The sequence below is a fragment of the Clostridium saccharoperbutylacetonicum N1-4(HMT) genome, from assembly GCF_000340885.1.
Taxonomy (GTDB): Bacteria; Bacillota; Clostridia; order Clostridiales; family Clostridiaceae; genus Clostridium; species Clostridium saccharoperbutylacetonicum.
Window position 1 is genome coordinate 336,856 of sequence record NC_020291.1, and the last position, 25,671, is coordinate 362,526.

General features: G+C 27.2%; 22 protein-coding genes and 1 other annotated feature. Of the genes, 15 read left to right on the top strand and 7 right to left on the bottom strand.

Translation table 11 applies throughout. From position 1 onward, the window contains the following. Window positions 1-298 precede the first annotated feature (298 nt). From CSPA_RS01595 to CSPA_RS01610, 4 genes are all read left to right on the top strand, one after another. Window positions 299-850 (top strand): PadR family transcriptional regulator, encoded by a 552-nt coding sequence (locus CSPA_RS01595; protein WP_015390466.1) that lies wholly within the window; start codon window positions 299-301, stop codon window positions 848-850. Window positions 851-913: 63 nt separating this feature from the next. Beyond that, window positions 914-1,615: a flavodoxin family protein gene (locus CSPA_RS01600; RefSeq protein WP_015390467.1), complete on the top strand. Its 702-nt coding sequence runs from the start codon at window positions 914-916 to the stop codon at window positions 1,613-1,615. 15 nt (window positions 1,616-1,630) lie between these two features. Then, on the top strand, window positions 1,631-2,263 hold the full coding sequence (locus CSPA_RS01605; protein WP_015390468.1) for a VC0807 family protein: 633 nt from the start codon (window positions 1,631-1,633) through the stop codon (window positions 2,261-2,263). Between the two features lie 434 nt (window positions 2,264-2,697). After that, a complete protein-coding gene (locus CSPA_RS01610; protein WP_015390469.1) occupies window positions 2,698-4,956 on the top strand; it encodes a glycogen/starch/alpha-glucan phosphorylase in 2,259 nt (752 codons plus the stop codon). An 89-nt stretch (window positions 4,957-5,045) separates the two neighbouring features. Here the strand turns inward: CSPA_RS01610 and CSPA_RS01615 are convergent, their stop codons facing one another. Next, window positions 5,046-5,717 carry a helix-turn-helix domain-containing protein gene (locus CSPA_RS01615; protein WP_015390470.1) on the bottom strand — a complete coding sequence of 224 codons (672 nt, stop codon included), beginning with the start codon at window positions 5,715-5,717 and terminating at the stop codon, window positions 5,046-5,048. Between the two features lie 247 nt (window positions 5,718-5,964). Here CSPA_RS01615 and CSPA_RS01620 point away from each other — a divergent pair, with 247 nt between their 5' ends. Further along, a complete protein-coding gene (locus CSPA_RS01620; protein WP_015390471.1) occupies window positions 5,965-6,387 on the top strand; it encodes a hypothetical protein in 423 nt (140 codons plus the stop codon). A gap of 63 nt (window positions 6,388-6,450) precedes the next feature. Here CSPA_RS01620 and CSPA_RS01625 read toward each other — a convergent pair whose 3' ends face one another. Then, a complete protein-coding gene (locus CSPA_RS01625) occupies window positions 6,451-7,068 on the bottom strand; it encodes a HutD family protein (protein WP_015390472.1) in 618 nt (205 codons plus the stop codon). A gap of 285 nt (window positions 7,069-7,353) precedes the next feature. On the opposite strand from CSPA_RS01625, the gene CSPA_RS01630 reads away from it, so the two are divergent. Both CSPA_RS01630 and CSPA_RS01635 read left to right on the top strand, forming a co-directional pair. Further along, on the top strand, window positions 7,354-7,932 hold the full coding sequence (locus CSPA_RS01630; RefSeq protein WP_015390473.1) for a 5-formyltetrahydrofolate cyclo-ligase: 579 nt from the start codon (window positions 7,354-7,356) through the stop codon (window positions 7,930-7,932). A 36-nt stretch (window positions 7,933-7,968) separates the two neighbouring features. Next, the gene (locus CSPA_RS01635; RefSeq protein ID WP_015390474.1) at window positions 7,969-10,578 is read left to right on the top strand and encodes a hypothetical protein; all 2,610 of its coding nucleotides are present in this window, start codon (window positions 7,969-7,971) and stop codon (window positions 10,576-10,578) included. Between the two features lie 106 nt (window positions 10,579-10,684). On the opposite strand, the gene thrS is transcribed toward CSPA_RS01635, so the two are convergent. Next, window positions 10,685-12,616, bottom strand: a complete 1,932-nt coding sequence (thrS, locus tag CSPA_RS01640; RefSeq protein ID WP_015390475.1) for a threonine--tRNA ligase — start codon at window positions 12,614-12,616, stop codon at window positions 10,685-10,687. Window positions 12,617-12,773: 157 nt separating this feature from the next. Continuing rightward, window positions 12,774-13,039, bottom strand: a binding site (T-box leader). A gap of 297 nt (window positions 13,040-13,336) precedes the next feature. On the opposite strand from thrS, the gene CSPA_RS01645 reads away from it, so the two are divergent. Next, complete coding sequence (locus CSPA_RS01645) at window positions 13,337-15,718, top strand: methyl-accepting chemotaxis protein (protein ID WP_015390476.1); 2,382 nt, start codon at window positions 13,337-13,339, stop codon at window positions 15,716-15,718. A 72-nt stretch (window positions 15,719-15,790) separates the two neighbouring features. Here CSPA_RS01645 and CSPA_RS01650 read toward each other — a convergent pair whose 3' ends face one another. Then, entirely contained in the window at window positions 15,791-16,195 is a 405-nt protein-coding gene (locus CSPA_RS01650; protein WP_015390477.1) for an HNH endonuclease, read from the bottom strand. Window positions 16,196-16,500: 305 nt separating this feature from the next. On the opposite strand from CSPA_RS01650, the gene CSPA_RS01655 reads away from it, so the two are divergent. After that, window positions 16,501-17,175, top strand: a complete 675-nt coding sequence (locus CSPA_RS01655) for a hypothetical protein (RefSeq protein WP_015390478.1) — start codon at window positions 16,501-16,503, stop codon at window positions 17,173-17,175. A gap of 86 nt (window positions 17,176-17,261) precedes the next feature. Here the strand turns inward: CSPA_RS01655 and ispF are convergent, their stop codons facing one another. After that, entirely contained in the window at window positions 17,262-17,738 is a 477-nt protein-coding gene (ispF, locus tag CSPA_RS01660; RefSeq protein WP_015390479.1) for a 2-C-methyl-D-erythritol 2,4-cyclodiphosphate synthase, read from the bottom strand. 426 nt (window positions 17,739-18,164) lie between these two features. Here ispF and CSPA_RS01665 point away from each other — a divergent pair, with 426 nt between their 5' ends. Next, window positions 18,165-19,190, top strand: coding sequence for an anti-sigma factor domain-containing protein (locus CSPA_RS01665; protein WP_015390481.1), 1,026 nt, complete (start codon window positions 18,165-18,167; stop codon window positions 19,188-19,190). A 14-nt stretch (window positions 19,191-19,204) separates the two neighbouring features. On the opposite strand, the gene CSPA_RS01670 is transcribed toward CSPA_RS01665, so the two are convergent. Further along, a complete protein-coding gene (locus CSPA_RS01670; protein ID WP_015390482.1) occupies window positions 19,205-20,191 on the bottom strand; it encodes a polysaccharide deacetylase family protein in 987 nt (328 codons plus the stop codon). A gap of 304 nt (window positions 20,192-20,495) precedes the next feature. Here CSPA_RS01670 and CSPA_RS01675 point away from each other — a divergent pair, with 304 nt between their 5' ends. After that, the gene (locus tag CSPA_RS01675; RefSeq protein WP_015390483.1) at window positions 20,496-21,224 is read left to right on the top strand and encodes a DUF3298 and DUF4163 domain-containing protein; all 729 of its coding nucleotides are present in this window, start codon (window positions 20,496-20,498) and stop codon (window positions 21,222-21,224) included. 124 nt (window positions 21,225-21,348) lie between these two features. Here CSPA_RS01675 and hydE read toward each other — a convergent pair whose 3' ends face one another. Continuing rightward, window positions 21,349-22,398, bottom strand: coding sequence for a [FeFe] hydrogenase H-cluster radical SAM maturase HydE (gene hydE / locus CSPA_RS01680; RefSeq protein ID WP_015390484.1), 1,050 nt, complete (start codon window positions 22,396-22,398; stop codon window positions 21,349-21,351). 188 nt (window positions 22,399-22,586) lie between these two features. Between hydE and CSPA_RS01685 the strand changes: the two genes are divergently transcribed. The 4 genes from CSPA_RS01685 to CSPA_RS01700 all read left to right on the top strand — a co-directional run bounded on the left by CSPA_RS01685 (window position 22,587) and on the right by CSPA_RS01700 (window position 25,643). Then, window positions 22,587-23,048 carry a DUF2975 domain-containing protein gene (locus CSPA_RS01685; RefSeq protein ID WP_015390485.1) on the top strand — a complete coding sequence of 154 codons (462 nt, stop codon included), beginning with the start codon at window positions 22,587-22,589 and terminating at the stop codon, window positions 23,046-23,048. A gap of 89 nt (window positions 23,049-23,137) precedes the next feature. Continuing rightward, a complete protein-coding gene (locus tag CSPA_RS01690) occupies window positions 23,138-23,347 on the top strand; it encodes a helix-turn-helix domain-containing protein (RefSeq protein ID WP_015390486.1) in 210 nt (69 codons plus the stop codon). A gap of 232 nt (window positions 23,348-23,579) precedes the next feature. Then, complete coding sequence (locus tag CSPA_RS01695) at window positions 23,580-25,028, top strand: DUF4153 domain-containing protein (protein ID WP_015390487.1); 1,449 nt, start codon at window positions 23,580-23,582, stop codon at window positions 25,026-25,028. Window positions 25,029-25,070: 42 nt separating this feature from the next. Further along, a complete protein-coding gene (locus tag CSPA_RS01700) occupies window positions 25,071-25,643 on the top strand; it encodes a hypothetical protein (RefSeq protein ID WP_015390488.1) in 573 nt (190 codons plus the stop codon). The last annotated feature ends 28 nt before the right edge of the window (window positions 25,644-25,671 follow it).

The window sequence follows — 25,671 nt, forward strand, 5'->3', positions numbered from 1 at the left end:
AAAAAAGAATACCTGATACTTTGCTTCACAGATATTATATCAATACAACATTGTGTAAAAGAGTACTCTTTATGGGGTATAAATTTCAAATCATAAATATTGATTAAGATTTATGTACATCTATATACTTAATTGAGTTAGAAAAAGACTAGACATTTTATGTGAAATTTAATGTTTGGTTTTTTTCTATTTTAAGTTAAAAATGTATTGACTTTATATATCAGAGTGATATAATTCAATTATAATATATCAGAGTGATATATATATCGAAAGAAAATATTAAAAGGTGTGAAGCTAAATGGCAAAAATAAATAAAACAAAATATGCTTTATTAGGAGTATTAAGTATAATGTCAGGGTCTGGATATGATATTAAAAAGTTTTGTGATTCCTCGATAGGATACTTTTGGAATGAAAATTATGGTCACATATATCCAATGCTTCAAAGGCTGGAAGATGAAGAATTAATAACAAAAGAAGTAAAACAAACAGAAGGAAGACCAGCAAAAAATATATATTCAATAACTCAAAAGGGAAGGGACCAATTGCAAGAATGGCTTATGCTTCCAATGGAATATGAACCAAAAAGATCAGAATTTTTACTAAGGATATTTTTATCAAAAGATATACCAATAGAAGTAATGAAAGAAAAAATAAAGAAAGTTAAAGAAAAATGTGAAGAAGAACTTAAACAGTATTCTGAAATAGAAAATATACTTAGCACTAAATTACAGAATGTAGATAAGAAAAGCACAATACTATATCTTAGTACAGTGAATTATGGTGTGAAAATGGAAGAGGCACAAATAAAATGGTGTGAAGAGATCTTGAAAAAGTTAGAAGAAGTATAAGAATAATAAAATCAATCAGTGCATAAGTAAGTACACTAGATATATTTAGGAGAGGTGTTTAAAATGAAAGTATTAGCTATAAATGGAAGTCCAAGAGGAGAAAAAGGAAATACTGAAGTGCTTTTGCAGGAATTTTTAAAGGGCTGTGCAGATAAAGGAGCAGAAGTAGAAACAATATATCTAAAAGATAAGGAAATAAAACATTGCATTGGATGTTTTACTTGCTGGACTAAAACACCAGGAAAATGCATTCATAAAGATGATATGGAAGAATTATTATTAAAAGTTTCAGAGACAGATATAATGGTTTATGCTACACCATTATACTATTATACAGTTACTGGGTTAATGAAAGATTTTATGGATCGTAAACTTCCTTTAGGAAAACCAGAAATAATAAAAGTTGATGGTAAATATACACATCCTAGACGTTATGAAAGAGAATCGCTTTCTAAAACTGTATTAATTTCAAATTGTGGATTTCCAGGAAACTATAATTTTGAAGGTCTTTTGAAGACTTTTGAAGTTATGTGCAAAGGAAATTTAGCAGGAGCAATTTTATGTGGACAAGGTGGAATTTTTGGAAGTGTTCAATATGATGATAAACTTAAAGAATTATACAAACCATTATTTTCAGCCTTAAAAAGTGCAGGGGAAGAAGTGGTAACTTTAGGGTATATAAAAGAAGAAACACAAGCTATACTAGATAAAGCTGTTATTGATCCAGAAATTTATATAAAAAATGCTAATATGAGCTGGAAATAAGAGGGGGGAATACTAATGGGGCAAGTACAAAATAATAATAAGTCGGTATTAAAAAATGTGTTTAACAAGGATTTTATAATAAGTGCAATAATTCCTATTCTTATTTTTACAGTATTTGATAAGTATGGCATGACCCTTGAAGGTATAATATTAACTGGTGTTTGGAGTATAGGAGTAGTTTGTATTAACTATGTTAAAGAGAAGACGTTAAATGCGCTTGCAACAATGAGTGCAGTTTTTGCTGGAATTGGATTAATTGGAACCGTTGTTTCAAAAAATCCTACTTTCTATTTAATAGCTCCAATAGTACAGGATATTTTAGTTGCAGCAATATTCTTTGGGTCTTTATTATTTAAGAGATCCTTGATTCAAATAATAGTTGAACAAAGTTATTTAAAAAATGCCCCAGAAGAGGTAAAAAATAGACCACAATTTAGAACGATTATGAAACAACTTTCAATAATATGGGGCTTTGTATGTATGAGCCAAGCACTTGTACGAATTGTATTATTATATACAGCATCAATAAGCACTTATTATGCTATAAGTACTGCATATGGGAATATTTCAACTCCTGTTATGATAGCTTTTTCTATAATGTTTCCTAAGTGGTATTCAAGAAGGTCAAGACAAGGAGCTCAAAACTAAAATAAAAGTTAATTAATTATAAATTAAAATGAAGTGGAAAAATTTTGATTTTTCTTTGGAAGTTTTTGAAATAGAAAATAAATTTTATTTCAAGAACTTCCATTTATTTTAACTATAAATTTAATTATAAACTGAATTACTTTCATAATATGAAAAAATATAGTCGAAATAAAGCTACTATGATGTTATAATTAAATATAATTAGTATTTTGTAAAAATATGTCTGAGAAGCTAGAAATGTTATTTTAAGTTTATTAGTTAGAGTTTATGCTTATGAATTCTTATAGAATAATACAAATTCTAAATTGATATTTGAAATATACAAAAATAAAAAGAAATATACATATGTTTTTTTGTTAAATTGATATAATAATGCTAAATTAAAGTTGCAACTCATCAAAATATAAATTAATTATAAGAAGGTGGGAAATTATATGGTAGAAAAGAATTTAAATGAGATCTTAAAGAAAAGGTTTAAAAAGACAATCAATAAGGCTAGTAGCGAAGAAATTTATTCAGCATTGTTAGAATTGACAAAAGGAATTGCTAAGGAAAAAGGTACAAACCAAGGAAAGAGAAAATTATATTATATATCTGCAGAATTTTTAATTGGCAAATTATTATCCAATAATTTAATTAATTTAGGTATTTATGACGAGGTTAAAGAAGTTTTGGCTAAAGGCGGAAAGGACTTAACTGAAATTGAAGAAATTGAATTAGAACCTTCGTTAGGAAACGGTGGACTTGGACGGCTAGCGGCATGTTTTCTAGACTCTATTGCAACCCTAGGCCTGAATGGCGATGGAGTAGGTTTAAACTATCACTTTGGTTTATTTCAACAAATATTTGAAGATAATAAGCAGAAGGCCATTAAAAATCCATGGTTAACAAAAGAAAGCTGGCTTACTAAATCAAATATAAAATTTGAAGTTCCCTTTGGAGGATTTTCAGTTACTTCAACTCTTTACGATATTGATGTGACTGGATATGATCAAGCTTCAAATAAACTTCGTTTATTTGATATAGATACAATAGATGAATCATTGGTTAAAGAAGGAATTGATTTTGATAAAGAGAATATAAAAAAGAATTTAACATTATTCTTATATCCAGATGACAGTGATGAAGCTGGACATTTATTAAGAATATATCAACAATATTTTATGGTAAGTAATGCAGCTCAATTAATATTACTTGAAGCTGAAGAAAATGGATATGATCTTCATAAATTACATGAGCATGTTGTAGTTCAAATTAATGATACACATCCATCAATGGTTATACCAGAATTAATAAGATTATTAGGTGAAAAGGGAATTTTAATGTCAGAAGCTATTGAAATAGTATCTAAGACTTGTGCTTATACAAATCATACAATCTTAGCAGAAGCTTTAGAAAAATGGCCAATGGCTTATTTACAAAAAGTTGTACCACATTTATTACCTATTATTAGAGAATTGGATAATCAAGTTAAGAGTAAATTCAAAGATGAACAGGTAGCTATTATAGATAAGGATAAAAGAGTGCACATGGCTCACATGGATATTCACTATGGATACAGTGTAAATGGAGTTGCTGCGTTACACACTGAAATCTTAAAAAATGAAGAATTAAAAGCATTTTACGATATCTATCCAGGAAAATTTAATAATAAGACTAATGGAATAACTTTTAGAAGATGGTTAATTCATTGCAATAACGAACTATCAAGCTATATTACTGAACTTATAGGGGATGGATATAAGAAGGATGCTTCTAAATTAGAAAACTTATCTAAATTTATAGATGATAAAGCAGTATTAAATAAACTTGGACAAATAAAGAAAGAAAATAAACTTACATTAAAGAATTATTTAAAAGAAACTCAAAGTATAGATATAGATGAAAACTCTATTTTTGATATTCAAATTAAAAGACTACATGAATATAAGAGACAACAAATGAATGTATTATATATTATTTATAAATATTTGGATATAAAGAAAGGAAATAAGCCAACTACTCCAATAACTATGATATTTGGTGCTAAGGCTGCTCCTGCTTATGTAATTGCTCAAGATATAATCCATACTATACTTTGTTTGCAAGAAATGATTAATAATGATACTGAAGTTAATAAATATTTAAAAGTCATTATGATTGAAAACTATAATGTAACAAAAGCTTCTAAGTTAATTCCAGCTTGTGATGTATCAGAACAAATTTCACTAGCATCAAAAGAAGCATCAGGTACTGGTAATATGAAATTTATGCTAAATGGAGCATTAACTTTAGGAACTGAAGATGGAGCAAATGTTGAGATACATGAGCTAGTTGGTGATGATAATATTTATATTTTTGGACAATCTTCTGAGGTTGTTATTGAACATTATAAGAAAGCAGATTATGTTGCTAAGAAGTTCTATAAAAAACCATCAATTAAAAAATTAGTTGATTTTATAATAAGTGATGAAATGTTAGAAGTTGGAGATGAAGAAAATCTTACAAGACTTCACAAAGAATTAATTAATAAAGATTGGTTTATGACTTTACTTGATATTGAGGATTATATTAAGACTAAAGATCTTATGTTTAAAGATTATGAAGATAGGGAAGCTTGGAATAAGAAAGTATTGATTAACATAAGTAAAGCAGGATTCTTTTCTTCAGATAGAACAATAGCTCAATATAATAAAGAAATTTGGAAGTTGTAATATTTATAGCTTCAAAAAGTAATTTATGATACCCATAATATATTTATATAAAAGACAAAATTTATTTATTTAAATTTTGTCTTTTTTATTTAGCCAAAATTATTATTTCTATATTCAGAGGGAGAAGCACCTGTAAAAGCTTTAAAGACTTTATGAAAGTGGCTTTGGTCATGAAAGCCTAATATTAGACTTATTTCTAAAATACTAGTAGTTGTTGTTACAAGTAATACTTTAGCCCTATCAATTCTAATTTTTTTTGCATATTTCATAATTGTTATTCCCATATGTTTTTTAAAACATTCAGATATATATCCTTCAGATAAATTCAAATCTGTAGCTAATTTTTTCAAAGAAATTTGGCTTTCTATATTAAGGTGTAGATGCTTTAATATTCTGTTTATAACAAAGTTGTCTTTAACTTCAACATCATTAATAAGTAAATTAATGTAAGTATCTATCATCTTTATTTCAAGTTCTTGAAGTTCTTTTAAAGTATTGAGTGATGGTATTAAAGTGTAAAATTTATTGTATATTGGATGCAGATATTTTGTAAGAATACCATTGCCTACTATTTCTCGAGTGTACATTGCATTCCAAATGATTAAATCATTTCTTTTATCTTCAATCGAAATTTCTTCAGAAATCTCATCTAAATGCTTTTTTTCAATAATTTCTAAAATTTGTGGTTTAGCTCTAAGCTTAATTAGAAATGATATATTATTATTAAAAATATTCATATCAGATATAAAAGAATTATCCAAAATCATGTCCTCCTAGTTAGAATTATATTAATTCAAAAGTGATAATATATACATATTATATTAAAAATATACAAGTTTAATCAAGCTCATTTTAATATTATATATATAATGAAAATGTAGATAGATTCTTTAAGATAGTGAAGGGACAAGGAATATACTTGTTTTTAGAATTTATAAATTTTAGACATTACGCATTCATCATGATAAAATGAATAGAAATAGAATATTTATGACAGACGGTGGGCAAATGATTAAAATAAAATTAGAAAAAAATAGAAGTGGAAAAATAATATTTAAATTAAAATTAGATGATAAAGATAAAAGCAATATTTTCTTTAGAAGAGCACTCATGGAGGCAAGAACTATTAAAGGAAATTCAAGATATGAATATGAAGTTCCGTTAAGATTTTTTGTTCCAATATGTAATAATGTAGAGAAAGAAAATATTGTATTAGATAAAAAAAGTTTATTATCTTATTTAGAATTCTCAGATTACTATGATGAAAATTATTATACAGATGTAGATGCAACAGCAAAGTATATGAAAAAGTGGCGTGAAGAAGGGTGTCCTAACATTTATAGGATCACTATAGATAAAGATACTTATGAAATAGTAAAAGAAGTGATTTTCAAAAAAAATAAAATTGTATTAAGAGATTTTGATTTATAGAAAAGGAAATATCTCAAATGTAAAAAAATGCAATTTGAGATTGTGTCCTTTATCAAATATATTCTATTCACGATAGACTATGCTTGTAATTATATTTGTGATTTCCAATGACTCGCTACTAAATAAGAATTCATGAAAATAGTTGGAATTTATGCAATCAACCAATAGTAAATCATTTTTCTGAGCGGTAATAGTTTTATTATCGATAATTATTTTAAAGCCACCAGTTACTACATAAAAGCAAAGTGATATTAAATCTTTATTTAATGCAGCTTTATATTTAAAATTATATTGCTTTTTGGGAAGAATATTAAAATGAATTAATTCCCCATCATAATTTTCTCTTGTCATTAAGTTAAACACAGAAGCTTTACCATAAGTTTTTGTTTTCCAATCACCTAGAAAACTATCTTGATCAAAGGGAGCAAGTAATTTTTTGTATTTTGTTTCATGATCAATAGTAAGTTTACCTTCAGTAACCATGAATTTACGTGAAACACCTGGAAGTTCACTAAAAGTGGATTCTGATATGTCAATTTTAGCTATTCCAAGCCTCCATAGGAAATTTCTATTTGCATAATTAGAAGTTGGTGGATATGTTATCAATTCTGTAGCCATTCCTCCAGACCAAAAAGTTGGTCTATAATGTTCTCGTTTTATTAATTTAATATTGTACTGCATAGATTCTGCTCCTTTCCTCAGATAAGTATTTCATGTTAATTATATTAAAAGATATATGTATAATCAATAAAGTTAAGAACAATATAAAATAGACACATTAACTAAAAAAATATAATTGTAATAATTATCAGTGCATTGTAGATATATTAATTTGTTAAAGTAATAAATATAATAAATATAATAAGAAATATTGCAATTTGTTCGATAAATATATAAGGAATAAAAATTATATTTAGGTGCGAAAAATAAAAAGTACGTTGTAAATATAATTATAGGAGCGGTGTTATGACAATTATTAATAAAAAGGAATTAAGGAAAGAAATTTTAAGAAAACGACAAGTGATGGATGCAATTGAAAAAGAAAAGGCTGACAATAAAATAACTGATGAATTTTTAAAAACTGACTATTATAAAAAAGCAGAAAACATATTTATCTATGTATCCTATGATTCGGAAATAAACACAAAAGGAATAATAAATAGAGCTTTAAGTGATAATAAAAAAATTTATGTGCCTAGAACAGATTTTAAAACTAAAAATATGGATGCGGTCGAAATTATAGCATTAGCTGAATTAATGGAAAATTCCTATGGGATTTTGGAACCTTCAATTGAAAAAACAAGTATTAATCCCAATAATCTTGATTTAATAATAGTGCCAGGAGTAGCATTTGATAGGAATGGCGGAAGAATGGGATATGGAGCTGGGTTTTATGATAGATATTTTAAAAAGCTAAGTAATAAGAAGATTAAAAAATTAGTTTTAGCTTATGATTTGCAAGTAGTAGCTGAGGTGCCAATGGAAGAATGCGATGTTCCTGTAGATTATATAATAACTGAAAAGGAGTTTATAGGTTGTCCTTAAAAGTGATAATTAGGATTATAATTAGGGGGAGAATTTATGGAATATAATGAAAGCAACTTTTTTTACCTGAGGAATACGAGTCTTGAGAAATATTATGATGCATTAGTAAAAGCAGAATATGTATGTGAATATTTTCCTATAATTACTAGGATTATTGTAAGGAAAGTGTTAGAAAGCTTTATAAAAGATATTGCAGAAAAATATAGTATAGAATCAAATGTTGCTGCATGGCAATTAATTAATAATATTAAAGTTAGCGAAAGATATGAGATACCAGATGAAATTTATAGAGCTTTTGAGATTATATTGGTTAATGCATATGATCACTCTTCCTATAATCGAAAACCAAAAGGGATGGCTAAGCATCCGATAGAGATATTGGAAATGATACACAATATTTTTTGTTGGTATTTAAAATCAGCTGAGATACAGGAAATGGCACTTACTGATGAAGTCAGTTTTAGAGCTCCAAGCACTATTGAATATATGAAAAAGGAAATAATAAAAATAGATGAAGATGTTGTGCTAAAGGGTAAACAAATCAATGTTTTAAGGCAAGCAATTCTTGAGCAGTCTAGTGAATTGAAAAACATAAGTGAAATGAATAATAAAATAATAGCAATAAAAGAAGAAAAAGCTTGCTTAGAGAAAATATATATTGGATTGAACAGAAAAATTGAAGCACAAAGAAAACAAGTTTTAGATGTGGAGAAAGACTACAATACCTATATTAAAAAAATTGAAAATTTAAGAGAAAAGTGTAATGAAAGTCAAGAATTAATTTTTGCACAAGAAAGTCAACTTGTTAAAGCGGAAATACAAAAACAGGAAGTAAGTAATTTAATAAAAAAATTAGAAGAAAAAGATGATTCAATAAATAGACTTGAGCAATATCTTGAAGAGGAATTGGAGATTGCGAGAAAAGCCTATGAAAACTTAGTAGATTTAACAAAGAAATATGAAGATAATTTAGAAACTATAGAATTCTCCTATGATAAGAACTTGCAAAAGATATTAGAAAATGAACAAAAGAATATAATGATCAAAATAAATTATGAGGATAAAATATTTAATGATAATATAACCACGTATTCACAAAACATTATTGAAGCAAAAAGGAAGACGTTAATATTCAAGGAAATATTGAATGAAAAAATAAGGAAGGAAATCAAATATGAGCAATTCTATAGAGCTTTCTTAAATATAGAAGGAAAAGAACTAAGGATAGTTTACATAATTGCTACTAGTATAAATTTGATATCTAGCACATTAAATAAGTCTAAAGAACTATTAACAAAATCAACTAAAGACAAGTTTTTAGAATTAGTGAATAGAAGATTAGAGGAACTAAAAAATATAAGTGATGCAGAAATTAGACTTGTATTATATTATAAATTAATAAAATTGGCCAGCATTCCTTCAAGAAATGTGTTTAATAGAAGACAATTTGTACAAGCCTTAGATACGATAGTAGAAAAGGGATATGAATTTTTAATAAATGAGGCTGATTTTAAAGGGAAAATAAATAAGATAGATGGAATAAGCTTATATTATATTGAAAAAGTATTAGAAGCTTTAAAAAGTAAAAGTAACTTACAAGTTGATGAAGAACTAGTTAATAGAATCTATGAGAATATTGTGGAATTGAAAAGTAGAGATGAAAATATTGATAAAAGGCAGATACATTATGAAAAATATAATTTGGATAATATTACTGAAGCTTTACTTAAAGATGCCATAAGAGCACATCCTTTTGAACTATTATCAATAATGATAAATTTAGGAAGCTCATATGAATATTCAGAGTTTCAAGAAATATTATTATATGTAGAAGGTTTAGTAGAAAAAAAACTTGAAGTTAATGCCAATGAATATTTTATGAGCTTGATGTTTTTAGCTAGTAGAGTTAGTGGTACAAATGATGCTTTACAGGAAAATTTATTACCTATATTATTAATGGAAATAATCAATGTTGATTTAATAGCTACTAATAAAGCTACGAATTTAGAGAATTATAAGGAAATGATAAATATATGGAAACAGAAGCAGCATCGATACAATGACATTTCTATGGAAAAAGAAGATAAAGAAAATGAAATTAAATTGTTAATTAAAGAAAAACAAGAATTAGAAATTAATCAGGTTCAATTAATGAAAAATTATGATATGTCGGTGGAAAAATATAATAATTATAAGGAAGAATTTAAGAATATAATTATGAACTCTGAAAAGAGAATATTATTACCATCTTTCATGATTTATGATGAACTTCGTAGTAAAAAAGAAGCGGCTGAAAAGCATATTAATGAATCAAAAGATAAATTCGGTACCTTTAAGAGCATGATTTCTCCTGGGATATGGAAAGAAAAAGCTAGCAAATTTTTAAATGAAACTAATATGGTAGATGCTGAAAAGGCACTTATTGAAGAAGCAAAACAAAAACCGTATTTTATGAAAGAATACTCAGTTTTTCAAGACTTAGAGAATCAGATTAATCATGCAAAGGAATTGGTAAACAAGAATCAGGAGAATATTCAAAATAAAAATTTATTGGTGGAGAATATTACTAAAAAAATAAATGAGTTAGATAAGCAGCTTAACACAATTAAAGAACTTTATCTTGATATTGAAGCTATCTATTATTAAGTAAATATAAAGGACTAAATCGAGTTACATTTTTCAGTTGATAGTAACTCGGTTTAGTCCTTTTAGTTTATTTTGATTATTTCATAAAGATAGATTATTACTAGCTTTATCTTTCTTTATTTGCTATTTCAGCAACAATTCTTTCGATGAATGCATCTAGCTTCATAGCACCTTCATCATCATTCTTTCTGCTTCTTACAGAAACTTCATTATTTGCGGCTTCTTTTTCACCTACAACTATGATGTAAGGTGTTCTTTCAAGTCTTGCTTCTCTGATCTTGTATCCAATTTTTTCAGCTCTGTAATCTGATTCAACTCTAACGCCTCTGTTCTTTAATGCTTTTGCAACTGATTCTGCATAATCATTATATTTATCAGAGATTGGTAATACTTTTGCTTGAACTGGAGAAAGCCAAGTAGGGAATGCCCCTGCATATTCTTCTATAAGCATTGCTAAAGTTCTTTCATAGCATCCAATTGAAGATCTATGGATTATATATGGACGTTTCTTGTCTCCATTTTTATCTATATAGCTCATATCAAATCTTTCAGCTAATGCAAAGTCAATTTGAACTGTGAATAAAGTATCTTCTTTACCATGAACATTTTTAAATTGTAAATCAAGCTTTGGACCATAGAAAGCAGCTTCATCATCAGCTTCAGTATAATTAACTCCTAAGTGATCTAAAATTGTCTTCATTATACCTTGAATTCTATCCCAGGCTTCAGGATCATTGATATATTTTTCAGTATTGTTTGGATCCCATTTAGAGAATCTATAAGTTATTTTATCTGCAATTCCAAGTGTAGTCATTAAATGTTGAATTAATTCAAGAACACCTTTAAATTCTTCTTCTAATTGTTCAGGTGTAACAATTAAATGTCCATCAGCTAAAGTGAATTGTCTAACTCTTATAAGACCATGCATTTCTCCTGAAGCTTCGTTTCTAAATAAAGTAGAAGTTTCACCATATCTTATTGGAAGATCTCTATAACTGTGTTGTTCAGCATTGTATATAGTATATTGGAATGGACAAGTCATTGGTCTTAATGCAAATACTTCATCGTCCTTTTCTTCATCTCCTAATACAAACATACCATCTTTATAATGATCCCAGTGACCAGAAACTTTATATAAATCACTCTTAGCCATAAGTGGAGTTTTAGTTATAACATAGCCTCTTTTTTCTTCTTCATCTTCAACCCATCTTTGAAGTAGTTGAATTATTTTAGCTCCTTTTGGCATTAATAGAGGAAGTCCTTGACCAACATTTTCATCAGTTGTGAATAATTTTAATTCTCTACCAAGTTTATTATGGTCTCTCTTTTTAGCTTCTTCTACAGCTTCTAAGTAAGCATCTAAATCTGATTTCTTTAAGAAAGCAGTACCATAAATTCTTGTAAGCATTTTATTCTTTTCATTACCCTTCCAGTAAGCACCAGCACTTCTAATAAGCTTGATTGCTTTAACTGACTTTAATGATAATAAATGTGGACCAGCACATAAATCAGTAAAATCACCCATCATATAGAAAGATATTACTTCATCTTCAGGAAGGTCATTTATTAGTTCCACTTTATAAGGCTCATCCTTCATTAATTCTAATGCTTCATTTCTTGGAAGTTCAAATCTTGTAATTTCAGGATTTTCCTTAATAATTTTTTGCATTTCTGCTTCAAGCTTTTCTAGGTCTGCAGCAGAAAAAGCAGTTTCTCTATCAAAATCATAATAGAAACCATTAGCAATTGAAGGTCCTATAGCTAATTTTGTTTCAGGGAATAATCTTTTTACTGCATAAGCTAATACATGAGATATACTGTGTCTTACAGCATCTTTACCTTCTTGATCATCAAATGTACATATGCCTAAAGAAACATCCTCATTAATTTCAGTTCTAAGATCAGCTACTTTTCCGTTAATAACACCACAGCAAGCATTTCTAGCTAAGCCTTCACTAATTGCTTTAGCAATTTCATAAATTGATAATCCAGCTTCAAATTCTTTTATTGAACCATCTTTTAAAGTTACTTTTATCATTTTTACTCCTCCTTAATTCAGTTAACAGTTATGAGTTAACAGTTTATGCCCTTTAGGGTATTCTGTGGGCAATTTACAGTTTTGGAAGAAATCACTGCGTGATTTCTTTGAATTATATAATTATATATTTAAATATAAAAAAACTCCGTCTCTAAAATATAGAGACGAAGTGATATCCGTGGTTCCACTCTAATTACCTAAAGAAAGATTAATTAAAATAGCTTATATGTAAAAGCATAAAAACTATTCCAAATAACCTAATAAAATAGGTCACTTAAAATTATCGTAACGTGATAATAACGGACTTTATTAGAGTCACTCAGAGGTGGTTTTCAGTCTAAATTTATCTAAGAATACTCACACCAGCATATTCTCTCTCTGAAAAATAAGATTTTAGCTTACTGTCCTCATCAACGTATTTACTTTATTAATAGTTATTATTATAATCATTGTATTTTTCTATGTCAACAAGTTAATAAAAAAATTATATTAAACATAATTGAGAAATAAAGATATATTTAAAGTAAAATGGAAAACTATATCGAATTGAATTAAATAATTTTAAGGGGAAATTAGTAAAGTTAACGTGTGTTTAACATTTAATTAACGAGAGTTAATTTGGATTTAATGAGGAATTTATACAAGTACACTACAATTAGGCTGTGCAGAAAGATATAAGAATTAGGCATATTTTTCATATATTTATTTTAGGAGGCAGCAATGAATAAAAAAATAAAAAGTATAAAAGTTAAGATCATTATGTTTTTGGTACCAATGTTATTGATTGCATTTACAGCATTAGCAGTTCTAGGCTATAAGTTTGCAAGTAATTCATTAAAGGAAAGTAATTTGAATGTGATGTCAGAGATGACCAAGATAGCTGCATCGAGAGCTGATGATCAAATTCAAAGTGAAATTAAGAATCTAGAGGTCTTAGCAAGTAATCCTATAATTATTAATGAAAATATACAATTAGAAGAGAAAGTTAAAGTTCTTCAAGCTTCTTTAAAAGCTGTTAACCAACTAGATATGAGTATAAGTAATCAAAATGGAGAAGCAATTGATATATCAGGGAATAAAAAGAATGTAAAGACAACTCAAAGTTTTATCAAATCAATAAAAGGAGAAGCTGCAATAACAAATCCATTTGTAGATCCTAATACGAAAAAGAAAGTAATATCATATTCAGTGCCAATTAAAAATTCAGCAGGTAACATAATTGGGATTATTACTTCAATGAAGGATTGCATGGATTTTTCCAAGATAAATAGTGAAATAAGTTTTTTAAAGACAGGAAGTTCAATAATTGTAGATAACAATGGAAATTATATAGTAGCAGCAGATGAAAGCCTAGTAAGTGAAAATAAAAATATTACAAACATAACATCAGATAAAGCATCTTTAGATGATTTAAACAACATAGGAAAGAGCATGACTATAGGAGATCAATCTGGAATAGGAAAATATATGTATGATGGTAAAGCTATGTATATGACCTATAGTCCTATTGGAAAAACAGGACTTTCAATAGGAATAACGGTAGAAGAAAAAGATTTATTAAGTGCATTAAATAGTTTGGCTTTTATCGATGCAATAGTAACTGTAGTTATGATATTATTAATAGCTATATTAATAATTGTATTTACAATAAAGGTGATAAATAGATTAAATGGAGCTAAAACTTATGTTGATAGTATTGCTAATGGAGATTTCTATTCTCAAATAGATAAAAAATACATTAGTGTTAATGATGAAATAAGTTCTATATGCATAAGTGTAGGACAAGCAAAGGAATCAGTTGGTAATATGATAAAGTCAGTAAAGGAAAATGCTAGTGTTGTAAGGACTGGATCATTGTCCTTAAATGAGATATCAGAACAATTAGCGGTTCTTACAGAAGAAATATCAGCATCCATAGGAGAAGTTGCAATAAGTACAAATAAGGAAAGCTGTGATTTCAAAGAGATATCTAACAAGTTATCAATTTTTGGAGATGAAATAAACCTAGTTAAAGATAATGTTAATTTAATAAGTGAAGATGTTTTTATAATAAATAATAAATCTTTAGAAGGTTCAAGAGATATTGAACAACTAAATGATGGAATTGTAAGTGTTAATGATAGTTTTGGAAGATTTTCAACTAGTATTGAATATATACAAGGGGACATGAAAAATGTTCATGAAATTACTAATATTATAAATGGAATCTCAGAACAAATAAATCTTCTATCCTTTAATGCAGCTATTGAAGCAGCGAGTGCAGGAGAAGCTGGAAGAGGCTTTAATGTTGTAGCCTTGGAAGTAAAGAAACTTTCAGATAAAAGTAAAGAATCAGCACAAAATATTAGTAAAATAATAAACAGACTTATGAAAATAATACAAAAACTTGTTGAAGAATCTAATAATATGGATGGTGAATTGCAGAAACAAAAAGATGCAGTTTACAATGCATCAAGTTCGTTTGCTGAGATAGCTGTACTAGTTAGTGAAATTGCACCTAAGGTTACAAATATTAATGATTTATTTAATGATATTAGCAATAACAAAGATTTAATCGTTGATACTGTCAGTGAGTTATCAGAAGAAATAATAAATACATCTAATTCTTTAGTTCAAGTTACAGATTCATCCGTGGAACTAGCAATATTTGCTGAAAAGGTTAGTAATAGTTCTAATTTACTATTGAATAAGGCTGATGATCTGATAGAAAAAGTAAAATTATTTAAAATTGAAAAAAATGAAGTTAATGCTGAAATAACTGTAGATAAGAAAGATGAAAAAATAGGTATTGAAAGCATAAGTTCTTTAGAAAAAGTTAATAATGATGAAGTTAATAAAGAAGATTCAGCTTCCATATTAGATAACAAACTAAAAAAAGAAGAAGTTATTAATAATACTCTTAGTTATTATGAAAACTTAGATTTGCCCTTGATAGAAAATTTAGAAGACTTAGATATATATCAATTGGAGCAGTTTGAAGAAGATTTACAGCTAAAGGATTTTGGATGGGGGGGCACTAAAGTAACAGAGATAAAAGATTATATTAAACAAAAAGAATCAGTAGGTTTTGATGATGACGATGATGAATTTAATATATCCTAATTGAAAGTACAAGGCTATTTGCTTATAAAATGAGCAGATAGCCTTATTAGATATAATAAATTTAAATAAAGTCTAATAATTATCTTCAATCAGTTTATCTAAAGTTAGATTAACAATCATTTCTTCAGTATAAAATTTTTCACCCATTATTATAAAAATTACTTCTGATTTCTTAAAGCCTTCTTTATAAAGCTTTAAGTTTCTAGTTATTCGTTTTAGAGTATTTTTTGGAATATTTAATTCTAAAGCTAATTCTTTAAAAGAATAATAATCTTTTTTTAGTATAAAATATAGTTTATTTTGAAGATCTAATTTATATCTAAGATCAACCTCTTTGGATTGATGGGGGCCATATTTTCCTCTATGATGAGACGGACATAAATATTTGTAGTTTAATTCTATATCAAAGCCACCTTCACTTCTGTGAACAATATGATGTATATCAGCTTCGGCATTACATATTTCACATAAAGACAATTTTTAATCCTCCTTAGATTCTGCTTTATATATTTATAAATACATAAAGGGTAAAAAATATTTTAAATTATATTAATCAATATAAGTATATTCAGTTACTAACAGTTATTATTATAAATTAATCAATAGGAAATAGCAATTTTAATCAATATGATAAAAATTTATAAAATATCAATAAAATGGAAGAAAAAATGATATTATAATATTAGGAAATTCAAATTCATATTGTGCCAAGTGAACCCTAAAAAGGGTTTATAAGTTATATTAATATATTTTATTAAATCTTTAGTAGGAAGGTGAATAAATTGAAAGAGAATTATAATTCGTTTAATTATTGGGAAAACGTTTTAAGAGAAAACAAAAATAGAAGAGCGCATGTATTAATGCAAAAGCTGCCGACAGAGAAGAGTGTTTACTTTCACACAATATTATTTGGAAAGAAAAATGGAATACACAACATGTGGGGGTATGTTCCAAATATAAAAGGTCTAGTAGGCTATCTTCAATATCCATTTTTGCAAGAAGCTTTTTACAGATGGGTACACGGGAAAGATAGAATTATTTCACAAATTCCACACATGACAATTGATAAGATTTCTAAGGAAGGTGAAAAAGCAAAAAAGATAACAAGGGAAACAGCGATAAACATGCGTAGAGACTATGATTTCCTTAATAGCTTATGGGCTCTTCCACATGATAGAATCAAAATGGAATTAGAAAAATTTATAATTGATTTTAATAGAAGATGGATAGGTAATAATCAACGTTTTATATATATAAAGGTTTTTAATACTCCAGAAGAAGTAGGTGAATTTGTAATATCCTCATCTTTGATAACGTCTACAGAAAAAGAATTTGAAAATAAAATAGGAATGACTATAGAGGAATGGAGAGAGGTTTGTAAATTTGCAATAAGTAATTCTGACAAAGGTGAGTTATTTAAAGAGGTTTTGCGAAAAAAATTAAGTGAGGTATATTAGAATAATAGTCGAGCAATAGGTTATGAAATAAATATGAAAGGAAAGTTTACTTAATTCTTAGTAAACTTTCCCTAAAAACTTAGTTTTTATTTGATATTTTCAACAGAAGCTATACTTTGAGCTGAAATTCCAAGCATTTCACCAGTAAAGCCAAGACCTTCTTCAGTAGTAGCTTTAATATTAATTTTATCAAGATCTATATTAAGAGCTTCAGATATATTTTCTCTCATATTCTGAATATGTGGTAACATTTTTGGTTTTTGTGCAATTATAGTAGCATCTATATTATTCACTGCATATCCTGCTTCAAAAATTAGTTTTCCTGTTTCCTTAAGTAATAAAAGGCTAGATATGCCGCTGAATTTACTATCTGTATCAGGAAAGTGCTTACCAATATCTCCAAGGGCACAAGCACCTAACAAAGAATCCATTATTGCATGAAGAAGAACATCAGCATCAGAATGACCAAGTAATCCTTTTTCATATGGGATTTCAACTCCACCTAAAATTAACTTTCTATTTTCAACTAATCTATGAACATCATATCCTAAGCCTACTCGCATATAATAACACCTCATTCAAATAATTATTATATATATTGCAAAATTATATTTGCAATATATATACTTTATTTATTTTAACATAATATGCTATGCGATTATATAAAAAATAATTATATAGAAGTTAGTTGAATACGTATTACTTTGAAATACGACTAATTTTATAAGAATTAACTATTTGTGAGTTAGGAATTTTAACATTAAACCTAATAGTAATGAGTTTGATTACTTTATTTAAAAGGAAATGTATAAAAGAAATTCTGTGCTTTCTTTTAAAATCAACATAAATTATTTTAGCTCTCATAAATAATCTCCAAAATATTAATTTTAAGTATATAATATTTTATTAATGAAGGGCTTTATATGCTATAATAACATAGTATGAAATAGATATATAAAGGGTTAATATTTTAAAGAGGTGTTAATTATATGGATGGATTAGGCTTTAAGAAAGATAGATATGTATTTGCTTCGGCTCCATCAATGATGGTACTAGGAGATGGAAATGAAAGCAATAAAAGCAAGCAAATATCTTTATTTTTAAATGAATTAAATACATATAATGTTTTACTTAAAGATTTAGTTAATTTTCCACTGAGAGAAAATGATAGAAATGTATCTTTAAATGTTGCATATTACATAATAAGTGATGAGGAAATATTACAAAAGGTTATTGAAAAGAAAGACTTGCCTATAGGGAAGTTAAGTAAGTTAACAAGGCTTAAACCTGAATATTTAGAAAAACTTAGAGATTATATTTTAGCATACTACATAGTTTTAAATAATCCTTATTATAAGAGTTTGCAAGATTCACTTAGAATAAAATTAAAGGAAGATAACAATGTTATTAATATTTCAAATAAGAATGAGAAAATACATAAAGGGTTAGCAGTAAAATTGGTAGGCAGAGCTGTATATATTTTGACGTCTAAAGGTGAATTCTTTAAAATAAAGACTAGTGATAAAGTTAGTGTTGGAGAAATAGCAGAAGGTAAAGAAAAACGATTTTTTAGAAATTATAGGATTCACATATCTATTCTATTATTTGTACTTATACTTATTGGTAGTGGTATTATTATTCAATATAGGACAACGCAAAGTACAATTGTCATTGAGACAAGCTCCAATATAAAAATACATATTAATAAATTTAACAAAGTGATATATATGTATTCACCAACGGAAAAGGGAAAAGAGCTTATTAACAGCATAGATGTTGAAAATAAAGATGTAGATGAAGCTATATCTAAAACCTTTGAATATGCTGTGAAAAATCAAATGATAGATTTAAGTAAAAAGACTCTTATGACAATAAGTGGTCAACCACTAAAATATGGAACACTTATTAAAACCAATAAAGTTATTTCTGAAAATAAAGTGCCAATAATTATAAATAATTCAGGAAATCAACAAAACTTACCAAAGGATCAAAGTGAAGATGAAACGAAAAAATAGCCTTAAAATTAGGGCTATTTTTTCGTTTTAGTTAACACATCTTTAAAAGTATCCATGTCATATGTGGAACTAATATAAATTCTATCAAGTTTGAAAAAATTGTCATCTTTATCTGCAAGGCCTCTATTTGTGGTAAATCCAAAAGTATATCCTGAATTTTTGGCTGCTTTTATACTATCTTCGTTATAATCTCCGAAAGGATAAGCGATTGAAGTAACTTCTTTACCAGTTATTGCTTCCAAAGTTTTTTTAGATTCCGTTAATTCTTTTAATTGGTCTTCATATGTGAGTTTATTGAGATGTGGGTGATTAATAGTATGGCTTTCGATATCGATTCCATATGTAGACATTTCTTTTATTGCTTCTTTTGATAAATAATAATTGCCATCTAAATTAGAAGTTATGCAAAATATTGTAGCATTCATATTTAATTCTTTTAATATAGGAAAGGCGCTATAATAATTATCCATATATCCATCATCGAAGGTAATAAGGATACTTTTTTCAGGAATAAGTGAATGATTTAATAAATAATTTTTTAAATCTTTCATAGTAAGGGTTATATAGCCTTTGTCTTTTATATATGTGAGTTCTGCTTTAAGTTTTTCAGGTGTTATTATTACTTCGTTGGTAGCTGGCTCTGTAACAGAATGATAATATAGTACTGGTATGCCTATATTAGCATTAGTTAGTATGACATTATTTAATTTAGCTTTTTTGGAGGTTACTTCATTAATCATTTTATTGAAAAGTTGAGCACTTGAGTTATCCACAGATTTGCTTTCCAAATCATTGTTATGTACTAATTCATTTTTAGATGAACTATTATTAAAATATCTGATAGAGAAACATACTATAGCAAGTAAGATAATGGATATAAAAATTAATGCATATTTTTTACTTAATATTTTTTTGAAAAAATAAATTATGTTCAAATCTTTTAAGTTAGGCATAAATAAACCATTTGACCTCCTATCATTTGAATTGAAAATGTAATTCATCTATAATTATATCCTAAATTACAAGAAAAATTATAGGAATTTTGATTTTTTTAATAAGGTATACAATTAATAGGATTAACAAGAATGCAAAATTAAGAATTGTGGTTATTATCCAATTATATTAAAGGAATAATATTATAAAAAGAGTAGCATAATATATAAATAGTACAACTTATTAACATTGTCCACAGTCGCTTGTGGATAACCTGTTATAAAAGTGTTAATAGACATAATATGACATATGATATTTGTGGATATAAATTAAATTAAGTCATAAAATGTATAAATTCTAGGAGGTGTTTATATGGGCATTTTAACTAATATAGCTGGAATAATTGTAGCAAGTTCAATGTTATATACAGCTTATCCACAGAATTTGTGTATAAGTTGTGTGATTAATGGTCAAAGCGAAATTAAGCTTGTGGAAAAGTCTATAGAGAAAAATTCAGATTATCTAAAAGAAGACATAAAAATACCCCAATTTATAGGTGGAAATGATGAAAAAAGGGTAAATATAATTAATAATACGATTAATGATGATATTTTGCCTAAAATAAATGATGCAGAGAAAACAGCAAAAGAATACTTTGGCAAGATCGGACAAGAAAAACCAACTTTCCCCTATGAAATTTTTTCAAGATATACAGTATCTGAAGATAATAATAAAGTGCTCAGCTTATTTAATGATTATTATGAATATTTGGGAGGGGCTCATGGTATGACCATAAGGAGTTCCTACACAATAGATAAAAGTACAGAAAATTTATTGTTTTTAAAAGATTTATTTGCTCCTGGATATAATTATATGGATACAATCAATAAAGAAATAAAAAGAGAAATAAAGGAAAATCCTCAAAACTATTTTGATTCGGGAAATGTATTTAAAGGTATAAAAGAAAATCAAAATTTCTATATACAAGATGGCGAGCTTGTTATTTATTATCAATTGTATGAATTAGCTCCATATGTATTTGGATTTCCAGAATTTAAAATTCCTTTGAAGGTATTTGATAGCAATTATATTTATACATAAATGAAGTTAAATTGTTATGAAAAATTAATAACGAAAACATATTCAGAGTAAAAAGCTAAATAAAAAAGATGCCAGCAAATTAATATGGCATCTTTTTATGAGTTATAAGATTTTATAGTAAGTTTTAATTTTTATCATGAGCATTAGTATTTTGGTTTCCTCTGAAGCCATAGCCATCTGAAATTATTCTTCCAATTCCAGTTACTTTACCAGTTATGCAGCCCCTACAATGAGCTGGAGTGTCTCCAGTACATATTTTCCCAGGATAAAGAGCATAAAGCTTTCTATATTCGCCTTCAGTTACATTTGGCATTACAACATTTGCACCACTTTGAAGAGCAACTATTCTTCCATTAGGAGCTAAAGATTCCATTGCTGTTGTTGCAGGAATGTTTATATCAGGAAGTAATAATCTAGTTAAAGCCATAACTTTTAGTGCTAGAGTAAGGTTTCCACCCTCTGCGTCTTTTAAAGGAGTATCTTCATTTGGAATGAAGGGTCCTATACCTATCATATCTGCATTAATTTCCTTAAAGAATAATATATCTTTAGCAATAGATTCAAGAGTTTGATTTGGAAGACCAACTAGAATACCACTTCCAACTTCATAGCCTAAATCACGTAGATTATTAAGGCAATTTAATCTTTCTTCAAAACTCATTTCAGGATCCATAGCTTCATATAGTTTTTTATCGGTGGTTTCAATACGGATTAAGTATCTATCAGCGCCAGCAGCTTTAAAAGCTTTATATTCATCATAAGTCTTTTCACCTAGGCTTAAAGTTAAAGCAACACCTAATTTCTTAATTTCTTGTACTATTTTAGTCATTCTTTCAATTGTAAAGAAATCATCCTCTCCGCCTTGGAGTACAAGGGTTCTATAGCCATAAGTAACTGCTTTTTTGGCAAAATCTAAAATTTCTTCTTCAGTCAATCTATATCTTTCAATATTTTTATTATCTCTTCTCAAGCCACAATATAAACAATTTCTTTTACATATATTTGTGAATTCAATTAATCCTCTTAGATGAACAAAATCACCTAAATACTTTTGGCGAACATCATCAGCGGCTTTAAATAATTCTTGGTTTATATCATCATTTTGCAATAATTGTAATATTTCACTTTCATTTAAATTATGTGTAGTCTTAGCTTTTTCAATAAGTTTAATCATATATCCTCCTAAGTTAAATTTGAATATAACATGTGATTATTATTAGTATACTATAGAATTTATTAATGGAACAATAGAAATAATAGAAAATTATAATATATATTATCGATAAAAATATGTTGTTTTTCGATAAAAATATATTGAAATGCAAAATAAATCATACTATAATAAACAAGAGGTGAGAAATTATGAAATTAAAAGCAGATTTTTTAAGTAAAATTTTATACGTAATTATTAGTTTGGGACTTATTGTTTTAACAGCAGTTATAATTGGTTTACCTTGGGTAATGCCGATTATATTTAATGAAAGCACTTTCTATTCTATAGTAAATCATACTTCAATACTTGTACTACTGTATTTAACTGGTATACCAACCTGGATAATTTTATGGATGACAAAAAAATTGGCTGAGAATATTATAAAACGTGAACCATTTTCGGATAGTAGTATTTTTAGTTTGAAATTTATTAGTATTTGTTCAATTTTCGTTTTTATTTGTTATCTATATACATGTGTATTTTTAAGTGCAACCCTTGGAACAATTACTATTGCTGTAGGGGCTTTTATGGTTTCACTTATTTCAACGATTATTTATAAGCTAGTAGAAGTAGCAGTTGAAATACAAAGAGAAAATGAATTAACTATATAGAAAAAGTAGTAAGTTGTATCTTACAATAAAATTTCATAGCAAAAGGAGCAACAATAACTGATTTACGCATATTAGAAGAGGTGATATAAATGGCTATAATAGTTAATTTAGATGTTATGCTGGCAAAAAGAAAAATGAGCATGAATGAACTTTCAGAAAAAGTTGGAATTACACTTGCAAATTTATCTATATTAAAAAATAACAAGGGAAAGGCAATTAGATTTTCAACCTTAGATGCGATTTGTGAAGTGCTAGAGTGTCAGCCAGGAGATTTATTAGAATATATAAAGGAAGATTAGAAAAATTGAATTAGAAAGATTTACACATATAAAAAGAGCAGCTATGCTGCAACAACGGAACTTAAATAAAAAGAGCAGCTATGCTGCAACAACGGAACTTAAATAAAAAGAGCAGCTATGCTGCAACAACGGAACTTAAATAAAAAGAGCAGCTATGCTGCAATACGGATCATTTATGCAACAACAGAACTTAAATATAACAATCAAATTAAGAGAATAAGGAGTAAATTATATGATTGGACAAGATGGAAAAGCTATGATAGCAGCAACTATTGGTACTATCTTATTTATGGAACTTTTGATTTTTGGTGGATGGGGAATAGCTGTACCTATAGCTGTAATTAGTTATTATATTTTGATTTTTTGGCAAAGTAAAATGTTAAAAATTAAGCAAGATATTAAAAACAATATATTACTAATACCAATAGTTATGACAGCGTTATGCTTCATGTTTTTTGATAATGCTTTGCTTAAGTTTTTTAATATACTATTTTTGTATGGACTAATTGTATTACATACAAGTCAACAATTCGGAATTAATTCGTATAATCCATTATCCTTTAGATGGTTTCTAGAAATAATTCCAGTAGGCTTATTTATGCCAATAAAGAATATTAGTAAACCTATTAATATAATTAATGAAACAATAAAAGCAAGGTCTAAAGAGTCTAATAAGATTTTTTTAAAGATTGCAATAGGGCTTGTAATTGGTTTTCCTATAGTGTTTATTGCGACATTACTTTTAATGAATACTGATGCAGCATTTAATGGTGTAATAGAGCTGATATCCAATAAATTTAATTTTGATTTGACATGGATATTACAGAGATTAATTTGCTTTGTACTTATATTTTTCCCATTGAACGGTTTTTTCTATACAATTAGAAATAAAAGGGAAAGTGTAAATGAACAGAAAGAAAGAAGTAAAAATATAAAATTTGATTTTATTATTGTTGTTACAATTGCTAGCTTCCTTTGCGTTGTTTATATGATCTATTGTTTATCTCAATTAACTTATTTTATATCTGCATTTCAAGGAATACTACCTTCAGATTATACTTTTGCAGCATATGCAAGAAAAGGTTTTTTTGAATGCATTCCATTAGGTGGTATAAATTTAATTTTAATTATAGTGCTAACAATGTTTACTAATACTGAAGAAAATAAGAAAAGAAGCTTTACGATTAATGGATTTGCCTTTTATCTTATTGCATTTACTTTATTTTTAGTAATTTCAGCATTTTCGAAAATGTGGCTTTACATTAATGCTTATGGGATCACAATTATGCGTGTTTATGTATCTTGGTTTTTAATATTAGGTTGTATAGCTTTAGTATTGATAGGAATTAAGACATTTTATAATCAATTTAAACTTACTAAAAATTTATTTATTATTTTTACAATTATGTTTTTGGGCTTAAATTATGCAAATATTGATTATAGAATTGGAGAATATGATGCACAGTTATATGAAACAGGACAAGTGAACACTATAGGTGCATTTGATGATTTGAGTGTTTCGGCGCTTGAACCTCTAATTAGAATATCTATTATAGATAAGAATAGTAAAGCGATAATAAATGAATATAAAAATAGGGTATATGAAGAAAGAACGTGGCAGGAATGGAATTATGCAAACTACAAGGGAAGAGAGATAATTGACAAAGTGATGACTAAATAGAAAGTATAGAATATTTATAATATTTCAAGAGAGGTAGTGTAAATGAGGAAAATACTATTATGTTTTTTGATTATTGTAGTTATAATAAGCTTTAGTGGTTGTGGGACTGTACTTTTAGGAGAAAAGTATAAAACAACGAATATTTCTAACTATAGTAAATATTTTGGTCAAAATGGACAGCATAATAATGAGATATTTCCATACAAGGTTCCTAGTTCTGCTAAAATTGAAGAGTTTTGCTATTATTATTATGATCCGTTTGATCCTAATTATGTATCATATTTGGTATACTCATGTAATGATGAAGATTATAAAACAGAAATAGATAGACTAGCAAAGTTAGATTCTTCTAAGAATTATTTGATATATAGTGCAACAGGATTTAATTATCCAGTATGTGCAGCCTATGCTGATAGTTATAAAGGTTACATTTATGCTTTGACAGATAAACAATATAACAAATTGATTTATGTTGAAATTAATTTTTGTAATTATTTTTCTGACATTGATTATGAAAAAATAATTGATAATAAATATCTCCCAATAGATTTTGATGCAAAACCAGGGAATCCAACTCAGCAAGGCTTTAAGGAAAGTAAACTTAGAGAAAAATAGACATTTATGTTATACATTAAAAAATAAA